This window comes from Micromonospora sp. CNZ299 (assembly GCF_002754415.1).
In genome coordinates, this window is sequence record NZ_PEFG01000001.1 from 1,800,620 (window position 1) to 1,825,111 (window position 24,492).

Genomic DNA, 24,492 nt, shown 5'->3' on the forward strand with positions numbered 1-24,492 from the left:
CTGTCTCCACCCACCCCTGTCCCCGTTGATCATGAAGTTATTGCCAACCAGACCGGCGTGTCGGGGCAACAACTTCATGGTCAACGGAAGGAGAGGGGAGGGGTGCGGTGGGGTTAGTGCAGGACTGTGGGGGGTTCCGGTAGGCGGGGGATCAGGCGGGTTTTCGGGGTCAGCCAGCTCTGGGTGGGGGACTGGTCGGGGTTCACCTGCCAGTCACGGGAGACCCGGTCCACCGCGATCGGATAGATCGTCAGCGTGCCGTCCGGGTCGATGCGCATCCGCAGGAACACCTTGGAGTCCTCGATGCCCTGCCCGGCGAAGAGTTCGTTGACGTTCACCCCGAACGACCCAGCCACCAACAGGTACGCCGCCACCAGCTGACTGGCCACCAGGCCGATCACCGGGCCGTAGAGAACTGCCGCGGCGACCGCCGGCAGCGGCCACGGCCAGTCGTAGAACGGCAGCGCCAACCACGCCCAGGTGCCGGCCGCCGCCAGGGCCACATGCGCCACGCCGTGGCTGACGCCGAGGATGCCGTGCCGTGCGTGGCGTTTGCCGCTCGCGCTGGGCGGCTTGGCGAACAGAATCGCCGCCAGCACCGTCACGAGCACCATCAACACCAGCGGAACGCTGAACAGCCGCTGATTGGTGCTGTCGGCCCAGTTCGCGGTGGCACCCGCCATGGCCAGCATGAGCAGAGTGTGCAAGGTCCCGAGCAGAGTGGTGAAGCCGGGATTGCGGAACGGCAGCCGGGTGAAGATGCCCCAGCCGTAGCGCCGGGAGCGGGCCGCGTCCGGGTAGCGGGCCACCAGGTCGTACGGCTGGGCAGAGCTGGCCCGGCGGGCCAGCGTGTCCCGCGGTGGGACCTCGATGCGCTCGGGCAGCTTGTGCGTGGGGTAGAGATACGCCCCGCCGCCGCCGCACGTGATCAGTTGCCGGTCCGGCCCGGAATAGCGGGCGTAGTGGTGCAGGTCGCCGGAGAGCAGCAGCCGCACCCGTGCCCCGGTCGGGTCGATGATCGTCCGGATGAAGTAGTCGATCGAATCGTACGCCGTGGGGTTGTCGGCCGCCTTGACCCAGGTCGGCGCCGGCGCCGCGATGATCACCTTCGACTCCGGGCCGAGCTGCCTGGCGACCTCGTCGAAGTAGGCCAACTGCGGGTCGTCGAGGTACGAGCCGGACTGGTCGTCCACGCCGAGAAGCCACCAGCCGGCGGGCAACTCCACCGCGAAGTACGACCGTGACTGCCCGGTGCGCCACCCGGCGAAGTTCCGGTCCCGGGAGCGCACGAACAGCCGCAGGAACGCGGTCAGTCCGTCGTACCAGTCGTGGTTGCCCGGCACCGCGAAGAGCGTGGGCTTCTCGGGCGGTGCCACCGGCAGTGCGGCCTGGTACGGGCCCTTGCACCGGTCCTCGTACGAGGCGTAGGCGGCCGACGGGTACACCTGGTCGCCACCCATCACCAGGGTCTGCGCCCGGGCCAGCCGGTGCCCGTCCACCGTCAGCTCCGGCTGCGCCAGCAGGTACGCCACCGAGTACGTGGCGTTGAAGCCGTCGCCCAGGTCGGCCACATAGTCCAGCCACAGCCCGCCGTCCGGCCCGACCTGGCGGAAGACGTCGTCGCCGAACGCGTTCTGCAACTCGCGTTTGTCCAGGTACGCCCCGAAGAGCACGGCCAGCAGCGTACGGATGCCGGTGCTGATCAGCAGGAACGGCGCCAGCCACGGCACCGGTTTGCGCGGTGTGAAGCCCAGCTCCAGCGGGTCGGTGCTACGCGGACGGTGGGCGGCGCGTTCGCCACCCGGGGGGCGGGCAGGACGCTCCTGGTGGGGGGAATCGTCGCGTTCGTCGCTCACCCGCCGCAGCGTAGTCCCGCATTCGATCACTCGCTGTCCGGTAAACGGCTAGATGGCGGCCGATGTCCGGTTGGCGACGGCGGGACTGCCAGGGGTATCCCGTTCGAGCGGAGGGCGGGTGGTGCCGTACACTTGCTGATCGTTGCCGCCTTAGCTCAGTCGGCTAGAGCGACGCACTCGTAATGCGTAGGTCGACGGTTCGATTCCGTCAGGCGGCTCGGTACAGAAGCCCAGGTCATTGGCCTGGGCTTCGCCGTTTTCCGAGGTCTGTCACGCCGCCGTCTGTGGTGCCGGTCCGCAGGTGGTCCTTCTCCGCAGGGACCGCCTCGTCCGGGCGGTTGGTGACAGCGTCCAGGTCGTGTGGATCTCTTTCCAGCCGTCGGGCCAAGGTGGTCTTGCCACTGCCCTGGATATCTCACGTGAGGTAGAGAGCGGAGAGCATTATCAGACGATTTCGTCTGCTCGCCGGCTCTCCGTTGCGAGTATCTGCAGAAGGGTCAGGTCGGCGCGGTCGATGTCGCGTGGCTCGTACCCGCTGTGGAACAGCAGTTGCTGCTCCACCGAGATGCAGTTGACCGGGCGGCCGGCGATGGTTCCGGTGGTGAAGCACTCCTTCGGCCAGCGGAAGTTACCGCCATCGAGGCTGGCCTGGTGGCCGTGGCCGGCCTCGTCGAACTTGAGCGGGTGAACGTCTACTCGGCCTCGTCCTTCGGCCACGACCTCAACGCGTACCGGGCGCCAGTCAGTCTCGATGACATAGCCCAGCCGGCCGAGAGCCAGCAGGGCCGCTGCTTCGTGCTCTGCGGCGATTGCCAGGTCCAAGTCGTGGTGCGGACGAGTCTGCTTTCCGAACAACGCGTCCACACCCCACCCGCCGCTGATCCATGCGTTGCAGCCGGCGGCAGCGAGAGTGTCCAGAACCGTCTGGACCTCGCCGGCATTCATGTCAGCAGTGTCGATCATGTCCATCTTTCCAACGCGGCTGGCAAGCCAGGGTCAGCCGAGAAGATCTTCCGCAATGCAGGTCACGATGCCTTCAACGGCACGGATTGCCGCCGGCTCGTCGGACATGCATTGCGGCTTGCTCCCGAAGCTGGCACACGCCTTCGGGCCGGACAAACCTCTTCAGAACAGCGCCGATGGCGCCCGGCCCGATGAAGCATCGAGCCGGGCGCCATCGGGTGGTTATGCCACGAAGCTGGAACGGCGTCGGCGTCCGATCAGGTAGCCCGCGCCGCCGAGGAGCAGAAGCGCACCGCCAATGCCGGCCACGGTCGCGGTGTTGGCACCGGTCACGGGCAGCCCACCGCCCTCACCGTTCTCGCCGCCGGGAGCGCCCAGGCTGGCGGAGGAAGTGGGGGTCGGTGCGACGGTCGTCGTGGCGCTGGGGGAGGCGCTCGGCGTGGCACTGGCGCTCGGCGTCGGTGTGGGCGTAGACGCGCAGTCAAGCGCACGTGCGACGTACACGCCGTCGTTCAGGTAAGCCAGGTAGGCGTCGACGGCCGCCTCGTCGAGCACCTTCTGCGCGGCGGCGTCCACGTTGTCACCAGCGTCCACCATCGTCCGGCCCACCGAGACTCGCAGATCCGTCAGCCAGGCCTTCTGCACGTCCGCCTTGAGGTAGGCGCGGAGCTCGTCCGGGGTGCCCGCCAGCCACTTCTTTAGAGCATCAGGCAGGACGGGAAACTTGTTGGCTTGCGCCTCGTCGAGGATCCGGTAGGCCACCAGCCGCAACTGCCCATCATCGGCGGTGTCCAGGTCGGAGGTGAGCTTGCGGATGTCCTGGTACACGTCGCGCTTGACCGTTTGGCAGGCTGCGTTCAGCCCGGTCGATGGGGTCTGAGCCATCGCCGGCGCGGCCGGAATCAGAAAGGCCAGCGCTATGAGGGCGCCAGCCGGGGTCTTCCATCGCATGTGGTCTTCCTCCCCGTTACACGTCAGAACACGGGGATATTACCGTCAGTGGACGGATAGGCAAGAAGAGATCGACGGCCTGAACCGCGCAACGAGCAACCCGCTGCGTAAGAATCGCCGCCCGAACCCCTCCACAACGGATGGAAAAGCCATTACTGAGATCATTCTGTTCAGAAGTTCCCAGCGAGCTGGGCGGACTTGGATGGGTCGAGGCACCGCGTGGCTCGCTCTGCCCTGGTCGGGCGGGCGGGCGTCGAGTCACCGGACCACAGCGCCCCTTCCAGCCGTGCCGCAGCTTCCCGCGTGGCCTCGTGGGCCACGTGTGCGTAGATGTTGAGAGTGACGCTGATCTGAGAGTGACCGAGGATCTCCATCACCACACGGTCGGGTACGCCCTGGGTGAGAAGGACGCTGGCCGCCGTGTGCCGCAGGTCGTGAAGACGAACCTGCCGTAGGCCGGCACCAACTGAGTGACGATCGGTACGCGCGCAGACGGACGGACTCGGACGAGGGCGGGTTGGCGCAGCAGGTCGGCAGGGGGCAGAGGCAGCTCGCCGCCCGCCGGTCATTCGTTCACACCGAACGAGTCATCCGGCGAGTTCTCGCAGGAGGCTTGTTCCGTCGTCGCTCCACAGTTCGATCGAGTAGCGCAGGCCCAAACCCGCGAGGACGGCACCGAGTTCGTCGACGCGGGACGGATCAACGACGTCGCTGAAAAGGCGTTCATCAGGTGACGGCTCGACCAGTTCGATGCACACCCACTCGTGCTCGACCTCATACGCGGTCCACGAGCTTGCACGGGCACGCCAGCCTGCACGCACGAACATCTCGGCCAAGACTTTCACCCTTGGGGCATGGGGGAGACGGCCATAGACGTTGTTGCCGCGAACGGCTAGACGGTCGGCAAGACGCGGCCCGGGGTGCCGCCAGAAGTGATTTCCATGTTCCCTCCCAACGTTCTTCGTGCCCGTTCCTTTGCCCGACGCAACGGTCAACACCAGGTATCAGCAGTAGCCGCGCTGCACGCGGTATCAACGCTCTGCGCTGTCCCCCGTTGATGTCGGTCGCTGTCCGTGGAGATCAACCTGATTTCCAAGCTGAGGTTAGGCACCTGGGCTTCCTGCGGTAGCTCGGAGAACGATCTGCACGGCGGCTTGCGCGGGAGTCAGGTGCGTGGTGTCGACGACCTCGGCCTCGGCATGCAGCCACGTGCGGGCCGCCTCGGCGTAGGGCTCGAGGTACTTGAGGCGGAACGGCGACGGGACGGGGTGTTCCCCCTCGATACGCCTGCGGAGGGTGTCTTCGTCAGCGTGGAGGACGAAGTGCCTTACTGGGATCGCATGTTCGCCGAGACCCGTACTGATTTCGCGCCAGTACTGCTCGACCAGGACAGTCATGGGCATCACCAGAGTGCCGCCGGTGTAGTCGAGCACGTGGCGGGCGGTATCGACGACGAGCTGCCGCCACGGCGGCCAGTGCTGGAAGTTGTCAGTCTCGGGCAGCCCCGGCGTGATGTCCATGAGCGTCTCGCCGACCTTCTCGGCGTCGAATACCCGTGAATCGGGAATCAGTTGCTGCACGAGCGCGCTGGTCGTCGTCTTGCCCGCGCCGTGGGTGCCGTTGAGCCATACGATCACGGGACACATTAACGCGCGTGGGCATCCGGACGACCTGTACAGGACTTGTAAGCGAGGCGTCAGGGCACCGCCGAGCAGCCAAACCGGCGAGCATGAGCGGACGATCGCGGAGGAGCTGCGGCAGCGCGGTTGTCAAGCGTTGCCACCAGACCCGAGTAGCAAGCTGACCTGAGCCAACGTGCCTGGCGACATAACCCCAGGGCGCCGGAACGCGTGCCTGGTCTCGCTGATCCGCCCGTCCGGGGTCAGAGTCCAGTGCTGCGGACCCCAGCAGCCCTGCTCGTCAAGGAGTATGCGGGCCAGCGCCCCGGTCTCTCCAATGGCGCCGCAGGCGGTCAACATCGTAGCGAGGACGTCGTCCGCGTCTGAGGGGAGTTCCGCGTCGCTCATGATCGGCAGCAGCAGGAGGAAGGTGTTGGGGTCAAGGCGCGGAGCCGATCCGGCTTCGGCCGCCGTATGCGCGACAGCGAGCAACTCCGGCCAGCACAGCCCAGGTCCTCTGAAGCAACCTTCGACAGTTGCCAAGGGCACCGTCGCCTTCCATGCAGGATGGTGCAGCAGGTAGTCGAACCCGTGTTCTCCGGGAAGGTTGCGGTAGACGACATGGAGCAGGTGCCCTGCCGAGAGTGGGACTGACAGCACTGGCCACTGGCGCTCATCGCTGACCCGTTCAAAAAGCTGCAACAGGTCGGCCTCGCTGACCCCGAATCCCGCACACAACGGCTCTTCGACGCCGTTGGTGCATTGCAACAGGTGGCTCGCCCAGAACAGTGGCTCGTCTACCAGGTACGCCCCATTTACCAGCGGGTCGTCCTCATAGCCTGGGATCTTGGGCATCGGCCGATTCTGGCAGAGATCTCCAACCCCAGCGTGACCCCAGCACGACACCAACAAGCCGTCATCAAATGAGCGCCCGCCACGAGCTGGTAGGGAGGCGAGCCGGGTGTGGGCGGGTGCGGGAGCTCCTACGCCTTCGGGTCGGATGAACCTCGCCGGAACAGCGCGATCGCGCCCGGCCCGATGGAAGTATCGAACCGGGCGCGAACGGGTGGTTATGCCACGAAGCTGGAACGGCGTCGGCGTCCGATCAGGTAGCTCGCGCCGCCGAGGAGCAGAAGCGCACCGCCAATGCCGGCCACAGTCGCGGTGTTGGCACCGGTCACGGGCAGCCCGTCGCCCTCACCGTTCTCGCCGCCCGGGGCGCCCATGCCTTTGCGATCAACGGTGTTGCTCTGGGTGTACTAAGCCGAAGGTCCGTCATCCTCAGCGGCATCGCGGCCTTCGTCGCCCATCAGCAGCAGGCCCATCCGGTCCGTGGCCTCGCGAGAGCTGTGCAGTGCGCCGACGGCCGTCAGCCCCGTCCCGGCGAGCGGGATCATCGTCTCCACGCCCGACGACACCTGGAGGGAGTCTTCCGCCGCTGTGCTCACCGCCATTCCCAATTCCAGGAAGGCGTCCTGGTCAGGATTGGCCATCTCCCACCAGCCCGACCATGTCCCGGCGAGATCCGAGTGCGCGTTGGCTGCTCCGAGTGACAGGAGGAACAGCCCCACCGGTAGCAGCCAACGCCGGTCGGCCCGCCACCCGGACAGCGCGAGTGCCCCCATGGCCACCAGGGCAGCGAGCAGCGTGGGCCACACCGTCGGAAGCAGGTCCGACAGCGGATAGTGGACGAATTCCCGGGTGGAGGCCAGCCCGAAACAGGCGAGCAGCAGCAGCGCGAGGGCTGTCGTCGCCGCACCCCGCCGCCTGCCGCGGGACGGTAGTGCCAACACGCCCGCCACGAGACAGGCAACGCCGAGTGCCAGACCCAGCGCGGCGAGCTGTTGCCGGTCGATCGAGTCCCGCCATGGCCCCAATATGGACGCCTCCGCTGCCGGTCCGTACGACACCCAGCCCACTTCGACGACCTGCTCCTGATACCAGAACAGTCTCATCGCCGCCACCATGGCAAGGAGTCCGATGCCGCCGGCGACGGCCCACCGTACGCGGCGCGCACTGCGATCCAGCAGGACGTAGGCGAGCAGTGCAAGCAGCATGACCAGGCCGAACTGCATCGACGCGCCTGGCATGGCGAGCACCGCCGCCGCAGCCGAGAGCAGACCGCCCGCGACGGACGCGACGAGGAGGCCGATCGGAAGACGCATGGCGGAGATCGTGACACGTGAGTCGGAAGTGCGTAGCCCTAGCATCGGCTACTGACCCGGCCCGGCCTACGAGTTGCTGGCGATCTGTGCTCCCACGACGGCGCCGGAACTCGTGCCGATGAGCACTGCCTCCGGGGTCACGGTCACGTCCTCGTCCGCGAGTCCGGTGAGGACGCCCACCTCCCAGGCGATGCCGGTCACTCCGCCGCCATCGAGCACCCAGACGGGCCGCGTGTCGTCCGTCATCAGTTCCTCATTCAGGCCAGCAAAACCGCTAACAGCGTTAGCAGTTCCAGGCTAACGGGGGTCCCGGAGGGCTGACAACGATGATCAGGGCTCTCGTCGTCCGAAGATGATGCCGCCGAGCCTGCTCTCCGGTGAGGTGAGAGTCGTCTGCGACTCGACCCGGAATCCGCTGTCGTGCAGCCAGGCCGCCACCTGGGCCGGCTGGCGGCGATGGACGTGCACCTTCATCGGGTGGCCGCCGTACCCCTCCGTCTTGAGCGTCGTCTCGTCGCCCACGTGGAAGCCGAGCAGCAGCGGACCGCCGGGACGCACCACCCGCCGGAAGTGCGCGAACACCGCGCCGAGCTGGTCGTCGGGGATGTGGATGAGCGAGTACCAGGCGATCAGGCCGGCGACCGCCCCGTCGGCCAGGTCGAGATCCGTCATCGAGCCCACCTCGAACCTCAGGCCGGGATGATCGCGGCGGGCCACGGCGATCATCCCGGGTGAGAGGTCGATCCCGAAGGCGTCGACGCCGAGCGTGTGCAGGTGGGCGGCGATGCGCCCCGTCCCGCAGCCCACATCCGCGACCGGCCCGCCACCGAAGGCGTCCACGAGCTCGGCGAACAGCCTCAGCGCCGCCCGTTCGTGCGGTGCCTCCGCCAGCAGGCCGCTCACCAGGTGTGCGTAGCTGACCGCGACGGTGTCGTAGGAGGTGCGGGTGTCTGCCAACCAACCGTCAACGTCCACCTCGGAGACGCTAGATCAGAGGGGAAAGTCGCGACGCTTGAGCTTCGCCATCCGGCCATCCGGGTGATGCCAGACGACACCCTCCCAGTCCGGGTGAGCCAGGAGCCATGCGCGCAGCCCGTCGTGGTCCAGCGGTGCCTTCTCCAACTCGTCGTCGTCGCCAGACGTGCAGAAGCCGTGGCGGATGAGCTGGTGGCCCGCGACCTGCTCCGGATTGCCGTTCACCTTTGGCCCGACCAGCTCGTAGGTCGCGCCGAGCTGTGGGCCGGCGAACCGATCCGCATCGACGATCGCGTCCAGAGCCTCGGCGTGGAACGTGGCGAAGGACGACTGCTCGACCGGCTCCCAGCCGACGGTCTTGCCGGTCACCTCATCTGTCATGACCGGCTGGTACCCCGCTGGTGTGGCCCTGCCCGGCTTCACCTCGCGCCGGGCCCACCAGCGCTCGCCGTCGTACATCACGCAGGTGCCGTCGTACTTCCGGGTGGCGGTCCCCTCGCCGTCGAGCACCCACTGGCAGTCCGGGTGGACATCCGACGTCACCTGGCGCATGTCGTCCGGGTCGCGGAGGAACAGGGTCGGGATCTTGCGCACGCTCGGCGTCCTCTCCTGTCCGGCAGTCGTTGCTCGCCGGCTCCGCACAGCATGAAGGAGCGGCGATATCGGCCGCCACGTCTTATCGTGACCTCGCGAACCGGGTCCGGAGCGGTCATGCTGCGACGGTGCCCGTCCGAGGAATCTGGAGGCGTCCGCCCATGACCTTCGTACCGATGACCGTCAGCCTGCCCATCGCCGACCGCGCCACCTCGTACCACTTCTATCGCGACGGTCTCGGCCTCGACGCCGTCGGCGAGCTGGCCGACGACGGCCTCCCGGAGCCGTTGCAGTTCGTGGTCAACGACGGTCTGCGGCTGATGCTGGTCCCGACCGGGGGCTTCGGATGGGTGATCGGCCGGCACGAGGTCGCCGCGCGGGGGCAGAGCGAGTGCGTGCTCAGCCTCGGCGTCGCCTCGTCCTCCGAGGCGGACGCGATCGTCGAGCGGGCGCGCTCCGCCGGCGGCGAGGTGGTCACCGAGCCGCAAGCCCAACCCTGGGGGTACGCGGCTGTGTTCGCCGATCCGGACGGTCACCTGTGGATGGTGTCGACCGCCCCGGAGTGAGCATGCCGCCAGGCGACCGGAAGTGTCGGTGGTGGTCGATACGGTCCGGCGGTGACCGTGACCACCGATGCCCCGCCGACCATGCCCACCTCCGCCGACGAGGCCCGACTGTGGGCGCTCATCGAGTCGGCGTGGGCCGAGCTGGGCCCCGAGCCCCTGGCGCTGCGGCGGGCCCTCATCGAGCGCGACCCCGCCGACGATGACGGCGACGACGGCCCGTCCTACGCGATCGGCGACTGGCTGGACCGGTTCCTGGACCGGCTCGGCCACCTGAGTGCCGAGCTGACCGGGCCGGAGTTGACGGACCTCGACCGGGTGGTGGAGCGCAAGCTGCACGACATCGATCGGGAGGACGTCCACGAGGTGACCGACGGGTCAGACGATGGCTTCCTCTACAGCCGGGGCTTCATCGTCGCGCTCGGCCGGGGGTTCTACGAGGCGGTTCGCGCCGATCCCGCCATGGCCCTGCCGGACGCCGAGTGCGAGAGCTTGTGTTACTTCTTCGCCCATCTGCACAACGACCGGTTCGGTTCATGGCCGGAGACCGGCTCTGGCATCTCCCGGGAGTCGTTCGGCAACCCCGCCGGTTGGTCGGCCTGATCTGGCCCGCGATCAGACGTAGATCTTGGTGGCGTACTCCGGGCCGTAGTGCCGTTCCAGGTCTTCGAGGCTCTCCACCGGCGCCTCGACCTCCTTGATCAGGCGTGCTCGGGACGGCAGCGCGTCGGGCTGCCAGGTCTCCGGCTTCCACAGCGCGGACCGCAGGAACGCCTTCGCGCAGTGGTAGAAGATCTGCTCGATCTCCACCACCACGGCGAGCACCGGCCGGTGCCCCTTGACCACCATGTCGTCGAACCAGGGCGCGTCGCTCACCAGGCGGGCGCGCCCGTTGATCCGCAGGGTGTCGGTCCGCCCCGGGATGAGGAAGAGCAACCCGACGTGCGGGTTGTCGAGGATGTTGCGGTAGCCGTCGGCCCGCTTGTTGCCCGGTCGCTCGGGCAACGCGACGGTCGTGTCGTCCAGCACCAGGGCGAACCCGGCCGGGTCGCCCTTGGGGGAGACGTCGCAACTGCCGTCCGCGCCGGCCGTGGCCACCAGGCAGAACGGCGAGGCGGCGAGCCATTCGCGGTCCCGCTCGTGCAGGCGGCTGCGTTCCTTGTTGGCGGCCCGCGCGGTCGGCACACCGAGCAGCTCGCGTAACTCCTCGTGCGAAGTGATCTCCACCGTCACGTTGATCCTCCCTCAGGCGTTGACCCGTTGGCGGGCACCACCATTTGTCAGCCTAGGCCGCCGTGACCAGCGCGAGGTTTGTGCCCGGTTGCCGGGGGTACGGCCTCATCCGACGCGCCCGCCGCAACGAGACCGTTCGCAGGACGCCGACCAGTGGAGGCCGGGAGATGGAGAGCCGACTCAAGGTGCTGGGGCACCCAGTCCACCCGATGCTGGTCATGTTCCCGGTCGCGCTGCTGGCCACGGCGGTGCTGTTCGACGTGGTGGACACCGTCGGCGGGCCGGACCTGCTCGGCGAGGTCGCGTACTGGAACATCACTGTCGGCCTGATCGGCGGCCTGCTGGCCGCGGTTGCCGGTTCATTCGACCTGCTGGCCATCCCGACGGGCACCCGCGCCAAGCGGGTGGGCCTGCTGCACGCCGGGGCCAACCTCGCGGTGATCCTGCTCTTCGCCGCGATCTGGGTGGTCCGGCTCAACGCCGACTCCCGCGCCGCTGGCGGCGCGTTGCTCGTCGTCGAGATTGTCGCGCTGGCCATCCTCGGCATCAGCGCCTGGCTCGGCGGCGAGCTGGTCGACCGGCTCGGTGTGGGCGTCGACCGCGATGCCGGCCTGGACGCGCCCAGCTCCCTACGGCCGCCCGCGGCCGCTCAGCGGATCGGAGATATGTGATGAGCGAGCAGCAGTCCGGGGGCTTCGGCCGGGGTTGGCGGGGCGGGCGGCAGCAGGGCTGGGACCCGATGGGTGAGCTGCAGTCACTGCGCTCCGAGCTGAGTCGCCTGGTCGGCGGCCGGGCCGGCGCGTCCGACGTCGAGTTGACCGAGACCGCCGACGGCTGGGAGGTCGTCGTCCGGCTGCCCGGGGTGGCACCGGAGGAGGTGGCGGTCGAGTTGGACGACCTCGAATTGTGCGTGCGCGCCCGCTCCGAGGCGGAGGTCAACGCCGACCAGGGCATCCCCGGCGGGTTCGAGACCCGGGGCTTCGAATACCGCATCAACCTGCCGTCGCGGGTCGACCCGGACGCCATCGACGCGGTCATGGACCATGGCCTGCTCCGGGTCCGCCTGCCCCGGGCGACCCGGCCCGCGCCGCGCACCATCACCGTCGGTCGCACCGGGCCGCGCTCCAGCGACTTCTCCACTGGTACGCCGATGCCCGCCGATCCCGCAGCGGACCGGGAGTTGCACCGCCCGGACACCGAGATCGACCGGCCGTAGCGGCCTGCGTGGTCACCCCGGCGCTGCTCGGCCCGACCGCCGAGCGCCTTCCCGACGTGCGGCGGATCGCCGTGCTGCGCGCCAACGCACTTGGCGACTTCGTGTTCGCGTTGCCGGCGCTGGAGGCGTTGCGTGCCGCGTACCCGTCGGCGGAGATCGTGCTGCTCGGCGCGCCGTGGCACGCGAAGCTCTGGCGCGACCGGCCCGGCCCGGTGGACCGCGTGCTGGTCGTGCCGCCGGCACCCGGCATCCGTGCGCCCGACCCGGGCGAGGCGGAGTCGTCGATGGACGACTTCCTGGCCGCTGCGACGGGTGAGGGTTTCGACCTGGCGGTGCAGATCCACGGTGGCGGCGCGAACTCCAACCCGATGATGGGTCGCCTCGGCGCCCGGCTGACGGTCGGTCTGCGCGCCGACGACGCGCCGCCGCTGGACCGGTGGCTGCGTTACGTCTACTACCAGCACGAGGTGATCCGCTACCTGGAGGTGGTGGCGCTGGTGGGAGCACCGGCGAACACCATCGTGCCGACGTTGGCGGTGACCGACGCCGACCGGGCCGAGGCGGCCCAGGTGCTCGGCCCGAAGAGCCGACCCCGGGTGGCGCTGCACCCGGGGGCAAGCGACACCCGCCGACGCTGGCCCGCCGAACGCTTCGCCGAGGTGGCCCGTGAGCTGCACGGCGACGGCTACGAGGTGCTGGTCACCGGCACACCCTCCGAGCAGGAGGTGGTGGACCGCGTCGTCGCCGCGGCCGGGGTGCCGGTGCGGCCGCAGGTGGGCACGCTCAGCCTCGGCGGGCTGCTGGGTTGCTACGCCGACTGCGCGTTGGTCGTCTCCAACGACACCGGCCCGCTGCACGTGGCCGCCGCGGTGGGCGCGCCCACGGTGGGCATCTTCTGGGTCGGCAACCTGATCAACACGGCGAATCCGTTGCGCGGCCGGCACAGGTCGATCTGCTCCTGGATGGTGCACTGCCCGGTCTGCGGGGTGGACTGCACACCCGGCATCTACCCGCACCGGCCCGGCGACGGCGAGTGCCCACACCAGGATTCCTTCGTGGCGGACGTCCCGGTGATCGAGGTGCTGGAAGCTGCCCGGGAGCTGCTCAACCCGTAGTTCAGGCCGGCTGCGGGCTGTCCTCGTCGGCCAGGACGACCTCCCATGCCTCCACGTCCCGGTCGGTGACAGTGGTGGGGGACTCCAGGTGGTACGCGCCGCTGGGCAGGATGCCCGCCCCGCCGTACCGGGCCAGCACCGAGAGCTGCGCGGCCACGTCCTCACCCTGGTGCTTCTCCTGCACCCGACGCCAGAAGTCGAAGCCACCGGCGTCAACGAGCTTGGCCCGGTCGTAGAGCACGCACCCGCCGATCCAGGAGACCTTGTACGCCCGCCACGCCCCCGGCGGCAGCGCCAGGTGCTGGGTGATGTGCAGCAGGTTGGCCGCCGAGTGGATCCGGGCGCGGTTCCACTCCGGGGTGTCCGGGCGGATCCGCTCCGGCGTCGGGGGGCCGATCCACTCCTCGTAGTGCCCGTGCGACTCCGGCCGCACGTCGTCGGCGTACGAGAGCCCGTGCACGCCGTTGCCCACGAACCCGCAGCCCAGCTCGCCGATCGCCGTCACCAGCCGGTGCACCGCCCCCGGTTCCAACCAGATGTCGTCGTCGAGGCTGAGGACGTAACGGGCGGCCGAGGCGGCGAGCAGGTACGCCCGGTGTTCGGCCAACCCCCGTCGGGGCAGCCGACGGGTCAGCAGCACCGGGTGACCCCGGTGACGCAGCGCCCGGACCATGGTGGCGGCGGCGGGATGCGCGTACGCCGGATCTCCGTCGGACTGGTCGCTGACCACCACCCCGAAACCGGGTACGCCGTCCTGGGCGGCGAGCCCGCCCAGGGTGACCGCCAGCTCGGCGGGTCGGTTCCGGGTCGGAATCAGCACGTCGAGCAGCCGGTCGGCGCGGAACTCCTCCGGCGTGCCGAGGACGAGGGGGCGGTTCACGACGCCTGGGTGCGGGTGCTCAGCGACGGGCCGGGTTCCCGGTCGACGGGGTGTGCCGACGGGTCCTGGCTGTGTGACCGGATCCGCTCGATGATCGCGGAGGTGGACCGGTCCGGCACGTACCCCAGGGTGCGCACCTGGCCGCCCAGCCGGCGCACCAGCGGTGCCTCCGGCACCAGTTCCGGTGGGTAGTCCCCGCCCTTGACGTACACGTCCGGCCGGACCGCCTCGATCAGCGTGGCGGGCGAGTCCTCCTCAAAGACCACGACGTGGTCCACGCAGGCGAGCGCGGCGAGCAGGGCAGCCCGGTCCTCGACCGGGTTCACCGGACGGTCGGCGCCCTTCAGCCGTCGTACGCTGCCGTCCGAGTTGACCGCCACGATGAGCAGGTCGCCCAGCGCGCGGGCCTGCTCCAGGTAGCGCACGTGCCCTCGGTGCAGCACGTCGAAGCAGCCGTTGGTGAACACCACCGACCGTCCCGCCTCGCGGTACTCGGCGACGATCGCGTCCAACTCGTCGGTGTCGACGAGCGCGGCATGGCCCGTGGTCTCGGTCGGCTGGTCGAGCGCGGTGAGCAGGTCCTCCCGCCGGCACACGCAGGTGCCGGTGTCGGAGACGGTGATGGTGGCCGCCAACTGGGCGAGCTGGGCGGCGGTGGGCAGCGGCGCGTCGGCGGCCAGCGCCAACGTCATCGCCGCCAGGTACGCGTCGCCGGCGCCCACGGCGTGGCTCGCCGGGACCGGCGTGCTGTGGCTGCGTCGCGGCGCCCCGTCGGCGCCACCGACCACCGCGCCCTCGGTGTCCAGGGTCACCGCGACCACGTCGGCACCGGTGTGCGCGCGCAACTCGGCCAGCCGCGACTCGGCCAGGACGGCCCGGTCGACGCCCTCCCCTGCCTGGGTGTTCACGGTGACGCCGGTGCCGGTGACGCTGAGCCCGTCGCCGGTGAGGGCCACCCGACCCTCACCTGGGACGGGCTCACCGACTGGCCCGGGGCGATCGGGCGGCGACGGCTCCGGGGTCGGGTCGGCGGTGCTGTCGTCGGCGCGTACCCCACCGGGTGCGGCGCCGACGGTCAGTTCGGACGGTCCGTCGGCCGGGTCGCCGTCGGGGTGTTCCAGGTGCAGTTCGGTTCCCGTGGTCGTCCGGCTGGTGCCGCCGGCCCGAGCCAGCAGCCGGGTCGCCTCGGCGAAGCTGGGGGTGACGACGGTCGGCGCGAGCCCCCGCCAGTCGGCGAGGTCGTGGGCGTCCAGCGCGACAGTGGCGTACCGCTCGCGTTGCTCGACCAGCCACGCGCGGACCTGCGCGGGCAGCGCACCCAGACCGTAGTCGCAGACCACCAGGGTCGGCGCCTCCCCACCGGCGGCGGCGCGCAACTCCTCGGTGGCGCAGCTCAGGGCGGTGAGCAGCCGGGTCACGCCCTCCGGGTCGAGTGCGTCGTCCGGGTCGCCGGAGTCCTCGCGCAGCAGGATCTGGTTGCCAGCGAGCATCCGCCGCTTCACGGGGGTGGGCCGTCCCGGCTGGTTGACCGTCCGGTCCCAGACGCCCGCGCGGTCCAGGCAGTCGTGCAGTTCGTCGCCGGCCACGTCGGCGCCGACCGGTGCCACCAGCACCGCCCGGCCACCCAGGGCGGCGACGTTGACCGCGGTGTTCGCGGCGCCACCGGCGGCGGAGATCCGCCTGCGCAGGGTGAGGACCGGAGCTGGTGCCTCTCGGCAGAGCCGGTCGGAGTCGGCGAAGCGCCATTCGTCCAACATGGCGTCACCGACGATCAGGACTGGGCGCCCGAGCCAGCTCTCCACGACGGTGGCGAGCCGGCGCTGTTCCGCTGCTGCTCCTGCCATGCCTCCCCGGGTCCCCACCGCCCTCCGGGCCAAACCTGACCCGCGCCTGACCTGCGGGTCATGTCACCACCGTGCCCTTACCGCCCGGCTGGGCCGTTTCGGACGTCCGGAGGCGGGAAGGGAACTGAGGTAACCCCGGAAAGGAGATGTACCGAGATGGCAGCGCAACTGCAGGGCAAGCGGATCGCCTTCCTGGCCGCCGACGGCGTCGAGGAGGTCGAGTACGTCCAGCCGCGCGAGGCGGTCGAGAACGCCGGCGCGACGGTCGAGCTGGTCTCGCTCAAGCCCGGCTCCATCCAGTCCTTCAACCATCTGGACCAGTCGAAGACGTACGACGTTGACGTGACAGCGGACAAGGCGGACGCCGCCGGCTACGACGCTCTGGTGCTGCCCGGTGGGGTGGCGAACCCGGACTTCCTGCGTGGCGACCCGGACGCGGTGCGGTTCGTGAAGGCGTTCTTCGACGCGGGCAAGCCCGTCGGGGTGATCTGCCACGGCCCGTGGACGCTGATCGAGGCGGACGTGGTGCGGGGCCGACGGATCACTTCCTGGCCCACCCTGCGTACCGACCTGACCAACGCCGGCGCGACCTGGGTCGACGAGGAGTGCGTAACCGACGGCAACCTGACCAGCAGCCGGAAGCCCGACGACCTCCCGGCCTTCTGCCAGAAGATCACCGAAGTCTTCGCCGCCTAACCACCCACCCCAACCCGTCCCGTCCGCGTTGATCATGAAGTTAGCGTCCTCAGGCTCGGCGTGTCGTGGCGATAACTTCATGATCAACGGTCCGGATCGGGTCCGGGTGGGGTGGGTTTTTTGTGGCTGGGCGCATGTTCCGTGCTGTCCGGGATAGAAGGCCACATGACCACCGAAGCCTCCGGCGCGCCGGTGCTGAATCGTCAGCAGATTCGGCTGCTCATGTTCGGTCTGATGACCGGCATGCTGTTGGCCGCGCTCGACCAGACCATCGTGGGTACGGCCCTGCCGACCATCGTCGGCGAGCTGGGCGGGATCAACCACTACTCGTGGGTGGTCACCGCGTACCTGCTCGCCTCGACCGCGTCCACGCCGCTGTACGGCAAGATGGCCGACCTGTACGGGCGCAGACCGGTCTTCCTCTTCTCGATCGGCACGTTCCTGGTCGGGTCGCTGCTGGCCGGGCTGTCCCAGAACATGACCCAGCTGATCGTCACGCGGGGCATCCAGGGTCTCGGAGCCGGTGGTCTGCTGACCCTCGCGTTCACCATCATCTCGGACGTGGTGTCACCCCGGGAGCGTGGTCGCTACCAGGGTCTTTTCGGCGCCGTCTTCGGGATCTCGTCGGTGGCGGGGCCACTGGTCGGTGGTTACTTCGCGGAGACCGACTGGCGGTGGATCTTCTACATCAACGTGCCGCTGGCGATCCTGGCCATCGTGGTCTGTTACCACGTGATGCGGTTGATCCCCTTCGAACGCCGGGACCACTCGATCGACTGGCTCGGCGCCGGCCTGCTGGTCGCCGGGGTGAGTTCGCTGCTGCTCGCGCTGAGTTGGGGCGGCAACGAGTACGCCTGGGGCTCCGGCGTGATCATCGGGCTCTTCGTCGTCGGTGCGGTGCTGGGGGTGCTCTTCGTCCTCCAGGAGGCCCGGGTCGCCGAGCCGATCCTGCCGCTGCGGCTGTTCCGGAGCGCCACCTTCGCGCTGGGCAACTCGGCACTGCTCATCATCGGTCTGGTGATGTTCGGTTCGATCATCTTCATCCCGCTGTACCTGCAGATCGTCAAGGGCGCCTCGCCGACCCGCAGCGGTCTGCTGATGCTGCCGATGATGGCCGGCATCATCATCACCTCGATCCTGACCGGCCGGGCGATGACCCGGATCGGCCGGTACAAGTGGTTCCCGGTGGCCGGCTCGGTGACCCTGCTGGTCGGCATGTTCCTGTTCACCCAACTGGAGGTGGCCACCTCCCTCTGGGTGGCGTTCGGGTTCATGGTGGTGATCGGGGTCGGGCTGGGTCTGTGTATGCAGTCGCTGATCCTGGCGGTGCAGAACGCGGTCTCCGTACGCGACCTGGGGGCCGGCACCTCCTCGGCGACCTTCTTCCGGTCACTGGGCGGTTCGTTCGGGGTGGCGATCCTCGGCACGGTGCTGTCGTCCCGGCTGGCCAGCGGGCTGTCCGACCGGCTGCCGGGTGCCATCGCGCAGCTTCCGCCGCAGGAGCAGGCCGCGGTGGCGGCGAGTGGTGGCACCAACATCTCGATCAACGACCCGGCGACCATCCTGGCCCTGCCGGGGCCGGTCCGCGCGGCCATCCAGGGTGCCTTCGTCGACGCACTGGACATGGTCTTCCTGACCGCCGGTCTGATCGCCATCGTGGCGGTGGTGGTCACCCTGACGCTGCCCAACACGCAACTGCGGGGCGCCGGCCCGCAGGGCGCGACCGGCGGCGCGGACCCGCTCGGCGGTGAGGCCCCGGCACCGGGCGGCAAGCCGCTGACCCGCGAGTCCAAGGAAGAGGCCGCCGCCGACATGGAGGCCAAGTCCCAGACGATGATCTGAGCGAGGTCGGTGTCGGTCCGGGCGGTCAGGCGGGGCGGCGGTAGACGCCGTACCACCAGGTCGCGGCCAACTCTCTCGCAGCTGACGCGTCGGTGTCGGGGTCGGCCGAGGTGGCGCTGACGTGATCGGCGAGGAAGCGGTCGCCGCCGATCACGATCAGCCGGCTCGCGGTCACCGGGTCGATGCCCGCGGGGGTGCGCCCGGCCTCCTGTTCGGCGCGGAGCACCTGCACGGTGCGCGCCACGAACTGTTCCAGGCCTGCGGCCCAGTACTCCCGGACCACCTCGTCGTACGCGGCGACCTCGCTGACCGCCGCAAGCACCGGGGCGTACGTCCGGTATATCCGGATCACGTCGGCGAAGATCTCGGTCAGCGACGCGAGCGGATCGCCCGGCCCGGCGGGGTTCCACTCGCCGGTGCGGCCGAAGGAGCTCTCCCGCATGGTGCCGGCGAGACGCATGAGCAGTTCGCTCTTGTCCCGGAAGTGGGTGTAGAAGGTCGACCGCGCCACCCCGGCCTCGGCGGCGATGCGCTGCACGCCGAGGTCGGTGAAGCGAATCCCCTCCTGGAGGAGTCGCTCGGTGGCCGCCAGCACCCGCGCTTCGACGGCGGCCCGCCCATCGGGGTTGCGTGGGCGACGGCGGGTGATCGAAGGCATAGCCGGAATCCTAGGTGGGCGGGTGCGGGGTGGGCGACGTACGCTCGTTGCCGGACACACTGTCCGACACTATGACCAGGGAGCGCCCGACCGTGGCCTCCGACCCCCGCACCGCGAGGAGCGACACGTGAAGTACCGACTGTTGGGCACCACCGGGGTGTACGTCTCGGAGATCTCGCTCGGCGCGATGACCTTCGGTGGCAGCGGACACCCCCTCTGGGGCACCCTCGGCGGGCTGGCGCTGCCCGACGTCCAGCGGATGGTGGACACCGCGCTGGACGCCGGGGTCAACTTCATCGACACCGCAGACGGCTACAGCGACGGCGAGAGCGAGGAGCTGCTCGGCCAGGCGCTCGGCAAGCGGCGCCGCGACGTGGTGCTGGCCACCAAGGTGCACTCCCGGACCGGGCCCGGCCCGAACGACGTCGGCACCTCCCGGCTGCACATCATGCAGAACCTGGAGGACAGCCTGCGCCGGCTGGGCACCGATCACATCGACCTGTACCAGATCCACAACTTCGACCAGGTCACCCCGATGGAGGAGATGCTGCGGGCGCTGGACGACGCGGTCCGGCAGGGCAAGGTCCGCTACATCGGCGCCGCCAACTTCGCCGCCTGGCAGATGTCCAAGGCGCTGGGCATCTCCGCCCGGGAGAAGCTGGCCGGCTTCGTCTCGGTGCAGGAGTACTACTCCCTGCTGGGCCGCGACGTGGAGCGCGACGTGGTGCCGATGGCGCTCGACGCGGGCGTCGGGCTGACCGTGTGGAGCCCGCTCGCCGGTGGTTTCCTCTCCGGCAAGATCAGCCGGGACGGTGCCGTCGCGGACAGCGGCGCGCGCAGCGCCCAGCCCGGTTACGCCAGCTTCACCCCGTTCGACCCGGAGCACGCCTTCGCCGTGGTCGACGTGCTCAAGGGTGTCGCCGAGCGGCACGAGGTGAGCCCGGCCCGGGTGGCGGTCGCCTGGCTGTTGTCCCGACCGGCCGTGACCAGCGTGATCGTCGGTGCGCGCAAGCAGGAGCAGTTGGTGGACAACATCGCCGCCTCGGATCTCACCCTGACCGAGCAGGACCTCACCGAGCTGGACGAGGCCACCAAGCTGCCGGTCGCGTACCCGAACTGGATCCAGGAGGGGTTCTTCGCGGGGCTCCGCCACCCGCAGTGAGGCCACGGCCCCGGGGTCGGTGGCTCCGGGGCCGCCCTACTTCAGGATGAGCCGGTTGGTCTGCTCGAAGACGTCCAGATCTGCCAGCGTCTCGGTGACCGAGGCGGAGAGCGGGGCGGGGAACCGGTCCCGGGGGAAGAAGCCGGCGTCGGTGGTCTCGTCGGTGACCCGGGCGAGCTGCCCGTCCCACTCCTCCACCTTGAACGCCGTCGTGAAGACCTGGTACGTGTGCCCGTACATGTTGGTGCTCGTCCGGTCCGGGCCGGTGTAGAGGGCGAACGCGCAGACCCGCAGCGCGCGCAACCCGGTCTCCTCGCGGACCTCGCGGACCGCGCAGTCGGCGATCGACTCGCCCAACTCCATCGCACCGGCCGGCATGGCCCACTGCCCGTTGTCCGAGCGCTGGATCAGCAGGATCCGCCCGGCGTTGTCGCTGACCACGGCACGGGCGCCGACGAACATCAGCGTCCGGTCCCCGGCGATCGCGCGTAACTGCCCTACGTATGAGTCGGCCCAGGAGATGCTCACCTGCGACAACTTACGGGGGTTCCCAACGTGTGACCGCCGACACTAGCTTGTTACCCATGCGTAGCACGATGATGGACGCCCCCCTTCAGGTCTCCCGGATCCTCGACCACGGCGCTGGCGTACACGGCACGGCCGAGGTGGTGACCTGGACCGGCGCCGAGCCCCGCCGAATGACGTACGCCGAGGTGGGTCGCACCGCGGCCCGGCTGGCACACGCGCTGCGCGACGAGTGCGGGGTGACCGGTGACGAGCGGGTCGCCACCTTCATGTGGAACAACAACGAGCACCTGGTCGCCTACTTCGCGGTGCCGAGCATGGGTGCGGTGCTGCACACGCTCAACATCCGGCTCTTTCCCGACCAGGTCGTCTACATCGCCAACCACGCCGAGGACCGGGTGGTGCTGGTCGACAGCACGCTCATCCCGCTGCTGGCCCGGGTGATCGGCGAGTTGGGCACTGTGCGGCACGTGGTGGTGGTCGGCGGTGGCGACCCGGCGCCCCTGGTGGCGGCGGCCGGGGACCGGATCACCGTGCACCACTGGGACGCGCTGCTCGCCGACCGGCCCGAGGCGTACGACTGGCCCGAGGTGGACGAGCGTGACGCCGCGGCCCTCTGCTACACCTCGGGCACCACCGGCAACCCGAAGGGCGTGGCCTACTCGCACCGGTCCATCTACCTGCACTCGTTGCAGGTCTGCATGCCGGAGGGCTTCGGTCTCGGGCCGACCGACCGGGAGCTGGCCATCGTGCCGATGTTCCACGCGATGTCCTGGGGCCTGCCGTACGCGGCCTTCCTCTCCGGCGCGTCGCTGATCATGCCGGACCGGTTCCTCCAGGCCGCGCCGATCGCCGAGATGATCGCGGCCGAGCGGCCCACCCTGGCCGGGGCGGTGCCGACCATCTGGACCGATCTGCTCGCCTACCTGGACAGCCATGACGTCGACACGTCCTCGATCACCGAGGTGATCGTCGGTGGCTCGGCCTGCCCGCCGGCGCTGATGCACGCGTTCGACGAGCGCTTCGGAATCGACGTGATCCACGCCTGGGGGATGACCGAGATGTCCCCGCTGGGGTCGGTCTCACGCCCGCCCGCCGGTGCGACCGGGGAGCAGGCGTGGCGTTACCGCTACACCCAGGGGCGGGTGCCGGCGGGTGTGCAGGCGCGGATCGTCGGCCCGTCGGCCGAGCCGTTGCCCGCCGACGGCAGGGCCGTGGGCGAGTTGGAGGTCCGTGGGCCGTGGGTGACCGCCCGGTACGTCGGTGACGACGCCCCGGACGAGGAGAAGTTCCGCGACGGCTGGCTACGCACCGGCGACGTGGGCACCCTCTCGCCGGACGGCTACATCACGCTGACCGACCGCGCCAAGGACGTGATCAAGTCCGGCGGTGAGTGGATTTCCTCGGTCGAGCTGGAAAACGCGCTGATGGGCCACCCGGCGGTGCTGGAGGCATGCGTCGTGGGTGTGCCGGACGAGCGGTGGGACGAACGACCGCTGGCCACCGTGGTGGTCCGGGAGGGCGCCTCGGTGACCGCCGAGGAGCTGCGGGACTTCCTGGCCGGCTCAGTGGCGCGCTGGCAGCTGCCCGAGCGCTGGGCGTTCATCGACGCAGTGCCGAAGACCAGCGTGGGCAAGTTCGACAAGAAGGTCGTCCGTTCGCAGTACGCCGGGGGTGAGCTGACTGTCCGGGAGCTGACAGCCCCGTAACGTTTTCCCAGGCACTGTCGCCTGTTGGGGCAGGGGTAACTCCTGGAAGATCCCTCCCCAGGGGGCGGCCCCGGCGTTCGCACCGCGCCGGGGCCGCCCGTTCCACGCGGGGTTACCCCCGCACCGTCATTGTTGCGAAACTTGTTCGCCTCTGTCCTGATGACGGGGAAATCGGGTGGTCAGCGACCCGATCAGGCGTCGCTGGTGGTGATGAGCACCTTGCCCACCGCCGAGTCCTCCACCGCCTGGTGCGCCGCAGCCGTCTCGGCCAGGGCGTAGGAGTGCAGAGGCAGACCGGCGTCCGCACCGACCCGGATTCCACCCTGGCTGGCCGCCGCCGCCACGTCCTTCACGCCCTGCGCCTTGGCCGCCTTCGGCTCCGTGTAGACCAGCACGAACTGCCACCGGGCGTTCGGCACCATCATCGCCCGGATCGGGATGCTCACCTCGTCGCCACCGTTGTCGGCGTACATGCAGACCGCGCCGCCGTGCCGCAGTACCTGCACGTCGACCGAGGCGTTGCGGGCGGGGGAGACCTCCACGATCGTGTGGACCCCGTCGGGGGCGATCTTGTGGACCTCCTCGACCACGTCCTGTTCCCGGTAGTTGATGACATAGGAGGCGCCGGCCGCCGCCGCGAGCTGCGCCTTCTCCGCGCTGCTCACCGTGGCGATCACCGTGGCGTCGGCCCAACGGGCCAGCTGGATCGCGGCGTTGCCCACCGCGCCGGCCCCGCCCTGCACCAGCACGGTGTGGTCCGCCAGCGCACCGGCGCGCAGCGTGTCCGGCATGAACTCGCCGGCCGTCAGACAGCGGTGCGCGGTGAGGAACGGAATGCCCAGGGCAGCTCCCAGCTCGAACGGGGCGTCACCGAGGCGTACCGCCTGCCGGACCGGCACCAGCGTGTATTCCGCCGACGTGCCCCACGGCCGCTGCCAGGCGGCCTCCCAGATCCAGACGCGCTCACCGATCAGGTCCGGGTCGACCCCCTCGCCGACCGCCTCCACCACTCCCGCGCCGTCCTGCCCGGGAATCTGCCAACCGTTCGGCGGGGAGCTGCGGCGGGACTTCCAGTCCGTCGGGTTCACCCCCGCGACCGCCATCCGCACCAGAACCTCGCCCGCAGTCGGCTCCGGCACCGGCCGGTCGACCAGCTCCAGCACCGAAGGGTCGCCGGTGCGCTCGTACACGATGGCTTTCATCCGTGATCTCCTCACCATGCGCGGCATCCGCGCCGAGCACCGCCGGCTGCGGTACCCCGCTCAGCCTCGATCAACCCAGGTCGTCCACCAGCTCCGGGGTCAGCTCACCGATCGCTCCCAGCGTCACCACGGCCAGCCGGGCGGCGTCCGGGTCGAGCGGGTACGAACCGTGCGGCACCGCCACCACCCGCATACCCGCCGCGGCCGCTGAGCGCACCCCGTTGGACGAGTCCTCCACCGCGACGCAGCGGGCCGGGTCGACGCCGAGGCGCTGCGCGACGCTCAGATACACGTCCGGTGCGGGCTTGCCCCGCTCGGTCTGCTCGGTGGAGAGGGTCGCGCCGAACGCGTCGGTCAGACCGGTGGCCGCCAGCGCCGCCTCGATCAGCCGGGTCGGCGACGAGCTGGCCAGCCCCAGCGGCCAGCGCGCGGCGAGCCGACGCACGACCTGATCGGCGCCGTCGATGAGGGGTACGTGGTCCCGGTAGCGCCGGGTCATCTCCTCGACGACCTCGCTGGCGACCTGCTCGGCCGTGCGGTCGACGCCCAACTCGCCGCTGAGGTAGTGGGCCCACTCGCCGGTGCTCATCCCCATCAGGCGATGTTGCGTGTCCGGTTGCCACGTCCCGCCGTGCGCCGCCACGTACGCCCGGCGGACCTCCTCCCACACCGGCTCGGAATCCACGATCACGCCGTCCAGGTCGAAGACCACCGCATCAGCCAC

27 protein-coding genes, 1 tRNA gene and 1 pseudogene are annotated in these 24,492 nt (G+C 69.8%); 10 read left to right on the top strand and 19 right to left on the bottom strand.

The window, feature by feature from the left end:
* Nucleotides 1-113 precede the first annotated feature (113 nt).
* Nucleotides 114-1,856, bottom strand: a complete 1,743-nt coding sequence (locus CLT68_RS08625; protein ID WP_099849989.1) for a metallophosphoesterase family protein — start codon at nt 1,854-1,856, stop codon at nt 114-116.
* Between the two features lie 144 nt (nt 1,857-2,000).
* Between CLT68_RS08625 and CLT68_RS08630 the strand changes: the two genes are divergently transcribed.
* Nucleotides 2,001-2,074, top strand: a tRNA-Thr gene (locus CLT68_RS08630).
* Nucleotides 2,075-2,300: 226 nt separating this feature from the next.
* On the opposite strand, the gene CLT68_RS08635 is transcribed toward CLT68_RS08630, so the two are convergent.
* The 11 genes and pseudogenes from CLT68_RS08635 to CLT68_RS08685 all read right to left on the bottom strand — a co-directional run bounded on the left by CLT68_RS08635 (nt 2,301) and on the right by CLT68_RS08685 (nt 9,123).
* Nucleotides 2,301-2,825, bottom strand: a complete 525-nt coding sequence (locus CLT68_RS08635) for a nucleotidyltransferase domain-containing protein (protein WP_199177007.1) — start codon at nt 2,823-2,825, stop codon at nt 2,301-2,303.
* Between the two features lie 216 nt (nt 2,826-3,041).
* The gene (locus CLT68_RS08640; protein ID WP_099849991.1) at nt 3,042-3,770 is read right to left on the bottom strand and encodes an LPXTG cell wall anchor domain-containing protein; all 729 of its coding nucleotides are present in this window, start codon (nt 3,768-3,770) and stop codon (nt 3,042-3,044) included.
* Between the two features lie 170 nt (nt 3,771-3,940).
* A complete protein-coding gene (locus CLT68_RS08645) occupies nt 3,941-4,339 on the bottom strand; it encodes a tyrosine-type recombinase/integrase (protein ID WP_099849993.1) in 399 nt (132 codons plus the stop codon).
* A gap of 18 nt (nt 4,340-4,357) precedes the next feature.
* Complete coding sequence (locus CLT68_RS08650) at nt 4,358-4,606, bottom strand: hypothetical protein (RefSeq protein WP_143743150.1); 249 nt, start codon at nt 4,604-4,606, stop codon at nt 4,358-4,360.
* A 267-nt stretch (nt 4,607-4,873) separates the two neighbouring features.
* Complete coding sequence (locus tag CLT68_RS08655; protein ID WP_088951187.1) at nt 4,874-5,407, bottom strand: AAA family ATPase; 534 nt, start codon at nt 5,405-5,407, stop codon at nt 4,874-4,876.
* A 132-nt stretch (nt 5,408-5,539) separates the two neighbouring features.
* Complete coding sequence (locus tag CLT68_RS08660) at nt 5,540-6,244, bottom strand: hypothetical protein (RefSeq protein WP_099849997.1); 705 nt, start codon at nt 6,242-6,244, stop codon at nt 5,540-5,542.
* A 215-nt stretch (nt 6,245-6,459) separates the two neighbouring features.
* Nucleotides 6,460-6,603 (bottom strand): annotated as a pseudogene (locus tag CLT68_RS08665) (LPXTG cell wall anchor domain-containing protein); the annotation flags it as partial.
* Between the two features lie 45 nt (nt 6,604-6,648).
* Nucleotides 6,649-7,554 carry an aminopeptidase gene (locus CLT68_RS08670; RefSeq protein ID WP_099849999.1) on the bottom strand — a complete coding sequence of 302 codons (906 nt, stop codon included), beginning with the start codon at nt 7,552-7,554 and terminating at the stop codon, nt 6,649-6,651.
* A 66-nt stretch (nt 7,555-7,620) separates the two neighbouring features.
* Nucleotides 7,621-7,800, bottom strand: coding sequence for a patatin-like phospholipase family protein (locus tag CLT68_RS08675; RefSeq protein WP_099850001.1), 180 nt, complete (start codon nt 7,798-7,800; stop codon nt 7,621-7,623).
* Between the two features lie 84 nt (nt 7,801-7,884).
* Entirely contained in the window at nt 7,885-8,529 is a 645-nt protein-coding gene (locus tag CLT68_RS08680; RefSeq protein WP_099850003.1) for a class I SAM-dependent methyltransferase, read from the bottom strand.
* A 15-nt stretch (nt 8,530-8,544) separates the two neighbouring features.
* A complete protein-coding gene (locus tag CLT68_RS08685) occupies nt 8,545-9,123 on the bottom strand; it encodes an RNA ligase 1 family protein (RefSeq protein ID WP_099850005.1) in 579 nt (192 codons plus the stop codon).
* A 161-nt stretch (nt 9,124-9,284) separates the two neighbouring features.
* Here CLT68_RS08685 and CLT68_RS08690 point away from each other — a divergent pair, with 161 nt between their 5' ends.
* Both CLT68_RS08690 and CLT68_RS08695 read left to right on the top strand, forming a co-directional pair.
* The gene (locus CLT68_RS08690) at nt 9,285-9,689 is read left to right on the top strand and encodes a VOC family protein (RefSeq protein WP_099850007.1); all 405 of its coding nucleotides are present in this window, start codon (nt 9,285-9,287) and stop codon (nt 9,687-9,689) included.
* Nucleotides 9,690-9,740: 51 nt separating this feature from the next.
* Nucleotides 9,741-10,289: a DUF4240 domain-containing protein gene (locus CLT68_RS08695; RefSeq protein ID WP_486482108.1), complete on the top strand. Its 549-nt coding sequence runs from the start codon at nt 9,741-9,743 to the stop codon at nt 10,287-10,289.
* A gap of 12 nt (nt 10,290-10,301) precedes the next feature.
* Here CLT68_RS08695 and CLT68_RS08700 read toward each other — a convergent pair whose 3' ends face one another.
* The gene (locus tag CLT68_RS08700) at nt 10,302-10,919 is read right to left on the bottom strand and encodes a pyridoxamine 5'-phosphate oxidase family protein (protein ID WP_099850009.1); all 618 of its coding nucleotides are present in this window, start codon (nt 10,917-10,919) and stop codon (nt 10,302-10,304) included.
* Between the two features lie 167 nt (nt 10,920-11,086).
* On the opposite strand from CLT68_RS08700, the gene CLT68_RS08705 reads away from it, so the two are divergent.
* Genes CLT68_RS08705 through CLT68_RS08715 form a run of 3 tightly spaced genes read left to right on the top strand, consistent with a single transcriptional unit; the run spans nt 11,087 to nt 13,250 of the window.
* Nucleotides 11,087-11,590, top strand: a complete 504-nt coding sequence (locus tag CLT68_RS08705; RefSeq protein WP_099850011.1) for a DUF2231 domain-containing protein — start codon at nt 11,087-11,089, stop codon at nt 11,588-11,590.
* Nucleotides 11,590-12,135, top strand: a complete 546-nt coding sequence (locus tag CLT68_RS08710; RefSeq protein WP_099850014.1) for an Hsp20/alpha crystallin family protein — start codon at nt 11,590-11,592, stop codon at nt 12,133-12,135. Before CLT68_RS08705 ends, CLT68_RS08710 begins: the two co-directional genes overlap by 1 nt.
* Before the next feature lie 8 nt (nt 12,136-12,143).
* Nucleotides 12,144-13,250 carry a glycosyltransferase family 9 protein gene (locus CLT68_RS08715; RefSeq protein WP_099850016.1) on the top strand — a complete coding sequence of 369 codons (1,107 nt, stop codon included), beginning with the start codon at nt 12,144-12,146 and terminating at the stop codon, nt 13,248-13,250.
* Between the two features lies 1 nt (nt 13,251).
* Here CLT68_RS08715 and CLT68_RS08720 read toward each other — a convergent pair whose 3' ends face one another.
* Both CLT68_RS08720 and rfaE2 read right to left on the bottom strand, forming a co-directional pair.
* Nucleotides 13,252-14,130 carry a glycosyltransferase family 2 protein gene (locus tag CLT68_RS08720; RefSeq protein WP_099850018.1) on the bottom strand — a complete coding sequence of 293 codons (879 nt, stop codon included), beginning with the start codon at nt 14,128-14,130 and terminating at the stop codon, nt 13,252-13,254.
* Nucleotides 14,127-15,974 (bottom strand): D-glycero-beta-D-manno-heptose 1-phosphate adenylyltransferase, encoded by a 1,848-nt coding sequence (rfaE2, locus tag CLT68_RS08725; protein ID WP_099850020.1) that lies wholly within the window; start codon nt 15,972-15,974, stop codon nt 14,127-14,129. The genes CLT68_RS08720 and rfaE2 overlap by 4 nt, the downstream gene beginning before the upstream one ends.
* A gap of 156 nt (nt 15,975-16,130) precedes the next feature.
* On the opposite strand from rfaE2, the gene CLT68_RS08730 reads away from it, so the two are divergent.
* On the top strand, nt 16,131-16,670 hold the full coding sequence (locus tag CLT68_RS08730) for a type 1 glutamine amidotransferase domain-containing protein (RefSeq protein WP_088951201.1): 540 nt from the start codon (nt 16,131-16,133) through the stop codon (nt 16,668-16,670).
* Between the two features lie 165 nt (nt 16,671-16,835).
* Nucleotides 16,836-18,512, top strand: coding sequence for an MDR family MFS transporter (locus tag CLT68_RS08735; protein WP_099850021.1), 1,677 nt, complete (start codon nt 16,836-16,838; stop codon nt 18,510-18,512).
* A gap of 25 nt (nt 18,513-18,537) precedes the next feature.
* Here CLT68_RS08735 and CLT68_RS08740 read toward each other — a convergent pair whose 3' ends face one another.
* Nucleotides 18,538-19,170, bottom strand: a complete 633-nt coding sequence (locus tag CLT68_RS08740; protein WP_099850023.1) for a TetR/AcrR family transcriptional regulator — start codon at nt 19,168-19,170, stop codon at nt 18,538-18,540.
* A gap of 127 nt (nt 19,171-19,297) precedes the next feature.
* Here CLT68_RS08740 and CLT68_RS08745 point away from each other — a divergent pair, with 127 nt between their 5' ends.
* Nucleotides 19,298-20,332 carry an aldo/keto reductase gene (locus CLT68_RS08745; RefSeq protein ID WP_099850025.1) on the top strand — a complete coding sequence of 345 codons (1,035 nt, stop codon included), beginning with the start codon at nt 19,298-19,300 and terminating at the stop codon, nt 20,330-20,332.
* 36 nt (nt 20,333-20,368) lie between these two features.
* Here the strand turns inward: CLT68_RS08745 and CLT68_RS08750 are convergent, their stop codons facing one another.
* Nucleotides 20,369-20,860: an NUDIX domain-containing protein gene (locus CLT68_RS08750; RefSeq protein WP_099850027.1), complete on the bottom strand. Its 492-nt coding sequence runs from the start codon at nt 20,858-20,860 to the stop codon at nt 20,369-20,371.
* A 56-nt stretch (nt 20,861-20,916) separates the two neighbouring features.
* On the opposite strand from CLT68_RS08750, the gene CLT68_RS08755 reads away from it, so the two are divergent.
* A complete protein-coding gene (locus CLT68_RS08755; protein ID WP_099850029.1) occupies nt 20,917-22,566 on the top strand; it encodes a fatty acid--CoA ligase in 1,650 nt (549 codons plus the stop codon).
* Between the two features lie 191 nt (nt 22,567-22,757).
* Here CLT68_RS08755 and CLT68_RS08760 read toward each other — a convergent pair whose 3' ends face one another.
* Together CLT68_RS08760 and CLT68_RS08765 are read right to left on the bottom strand one after the other, a co-directional pair.
* Nucleotides 22,758-23,768, bottom strand: coding sequence for an NADPH:quinone reductase (locus tag CLT68_RS08760; protein ID WP_088951207.1), 1,011 nt, complete (start codon nt 23,766-23,768; stop codon nt 22,758-22,760).
* 70 nt (nt 23,769-23,838) lie between these two features.
* Nucleotides 23,839-24,492 (bottom strand): HAD family hydrolase, encoded by a 654-nt coding sequence (locus tag CLT68_RS08765; RefSeq protein WP_099850031.1) that lies wholly within the window; start codon nt 24,490-24,492, stop codon nt 23,839-23,841.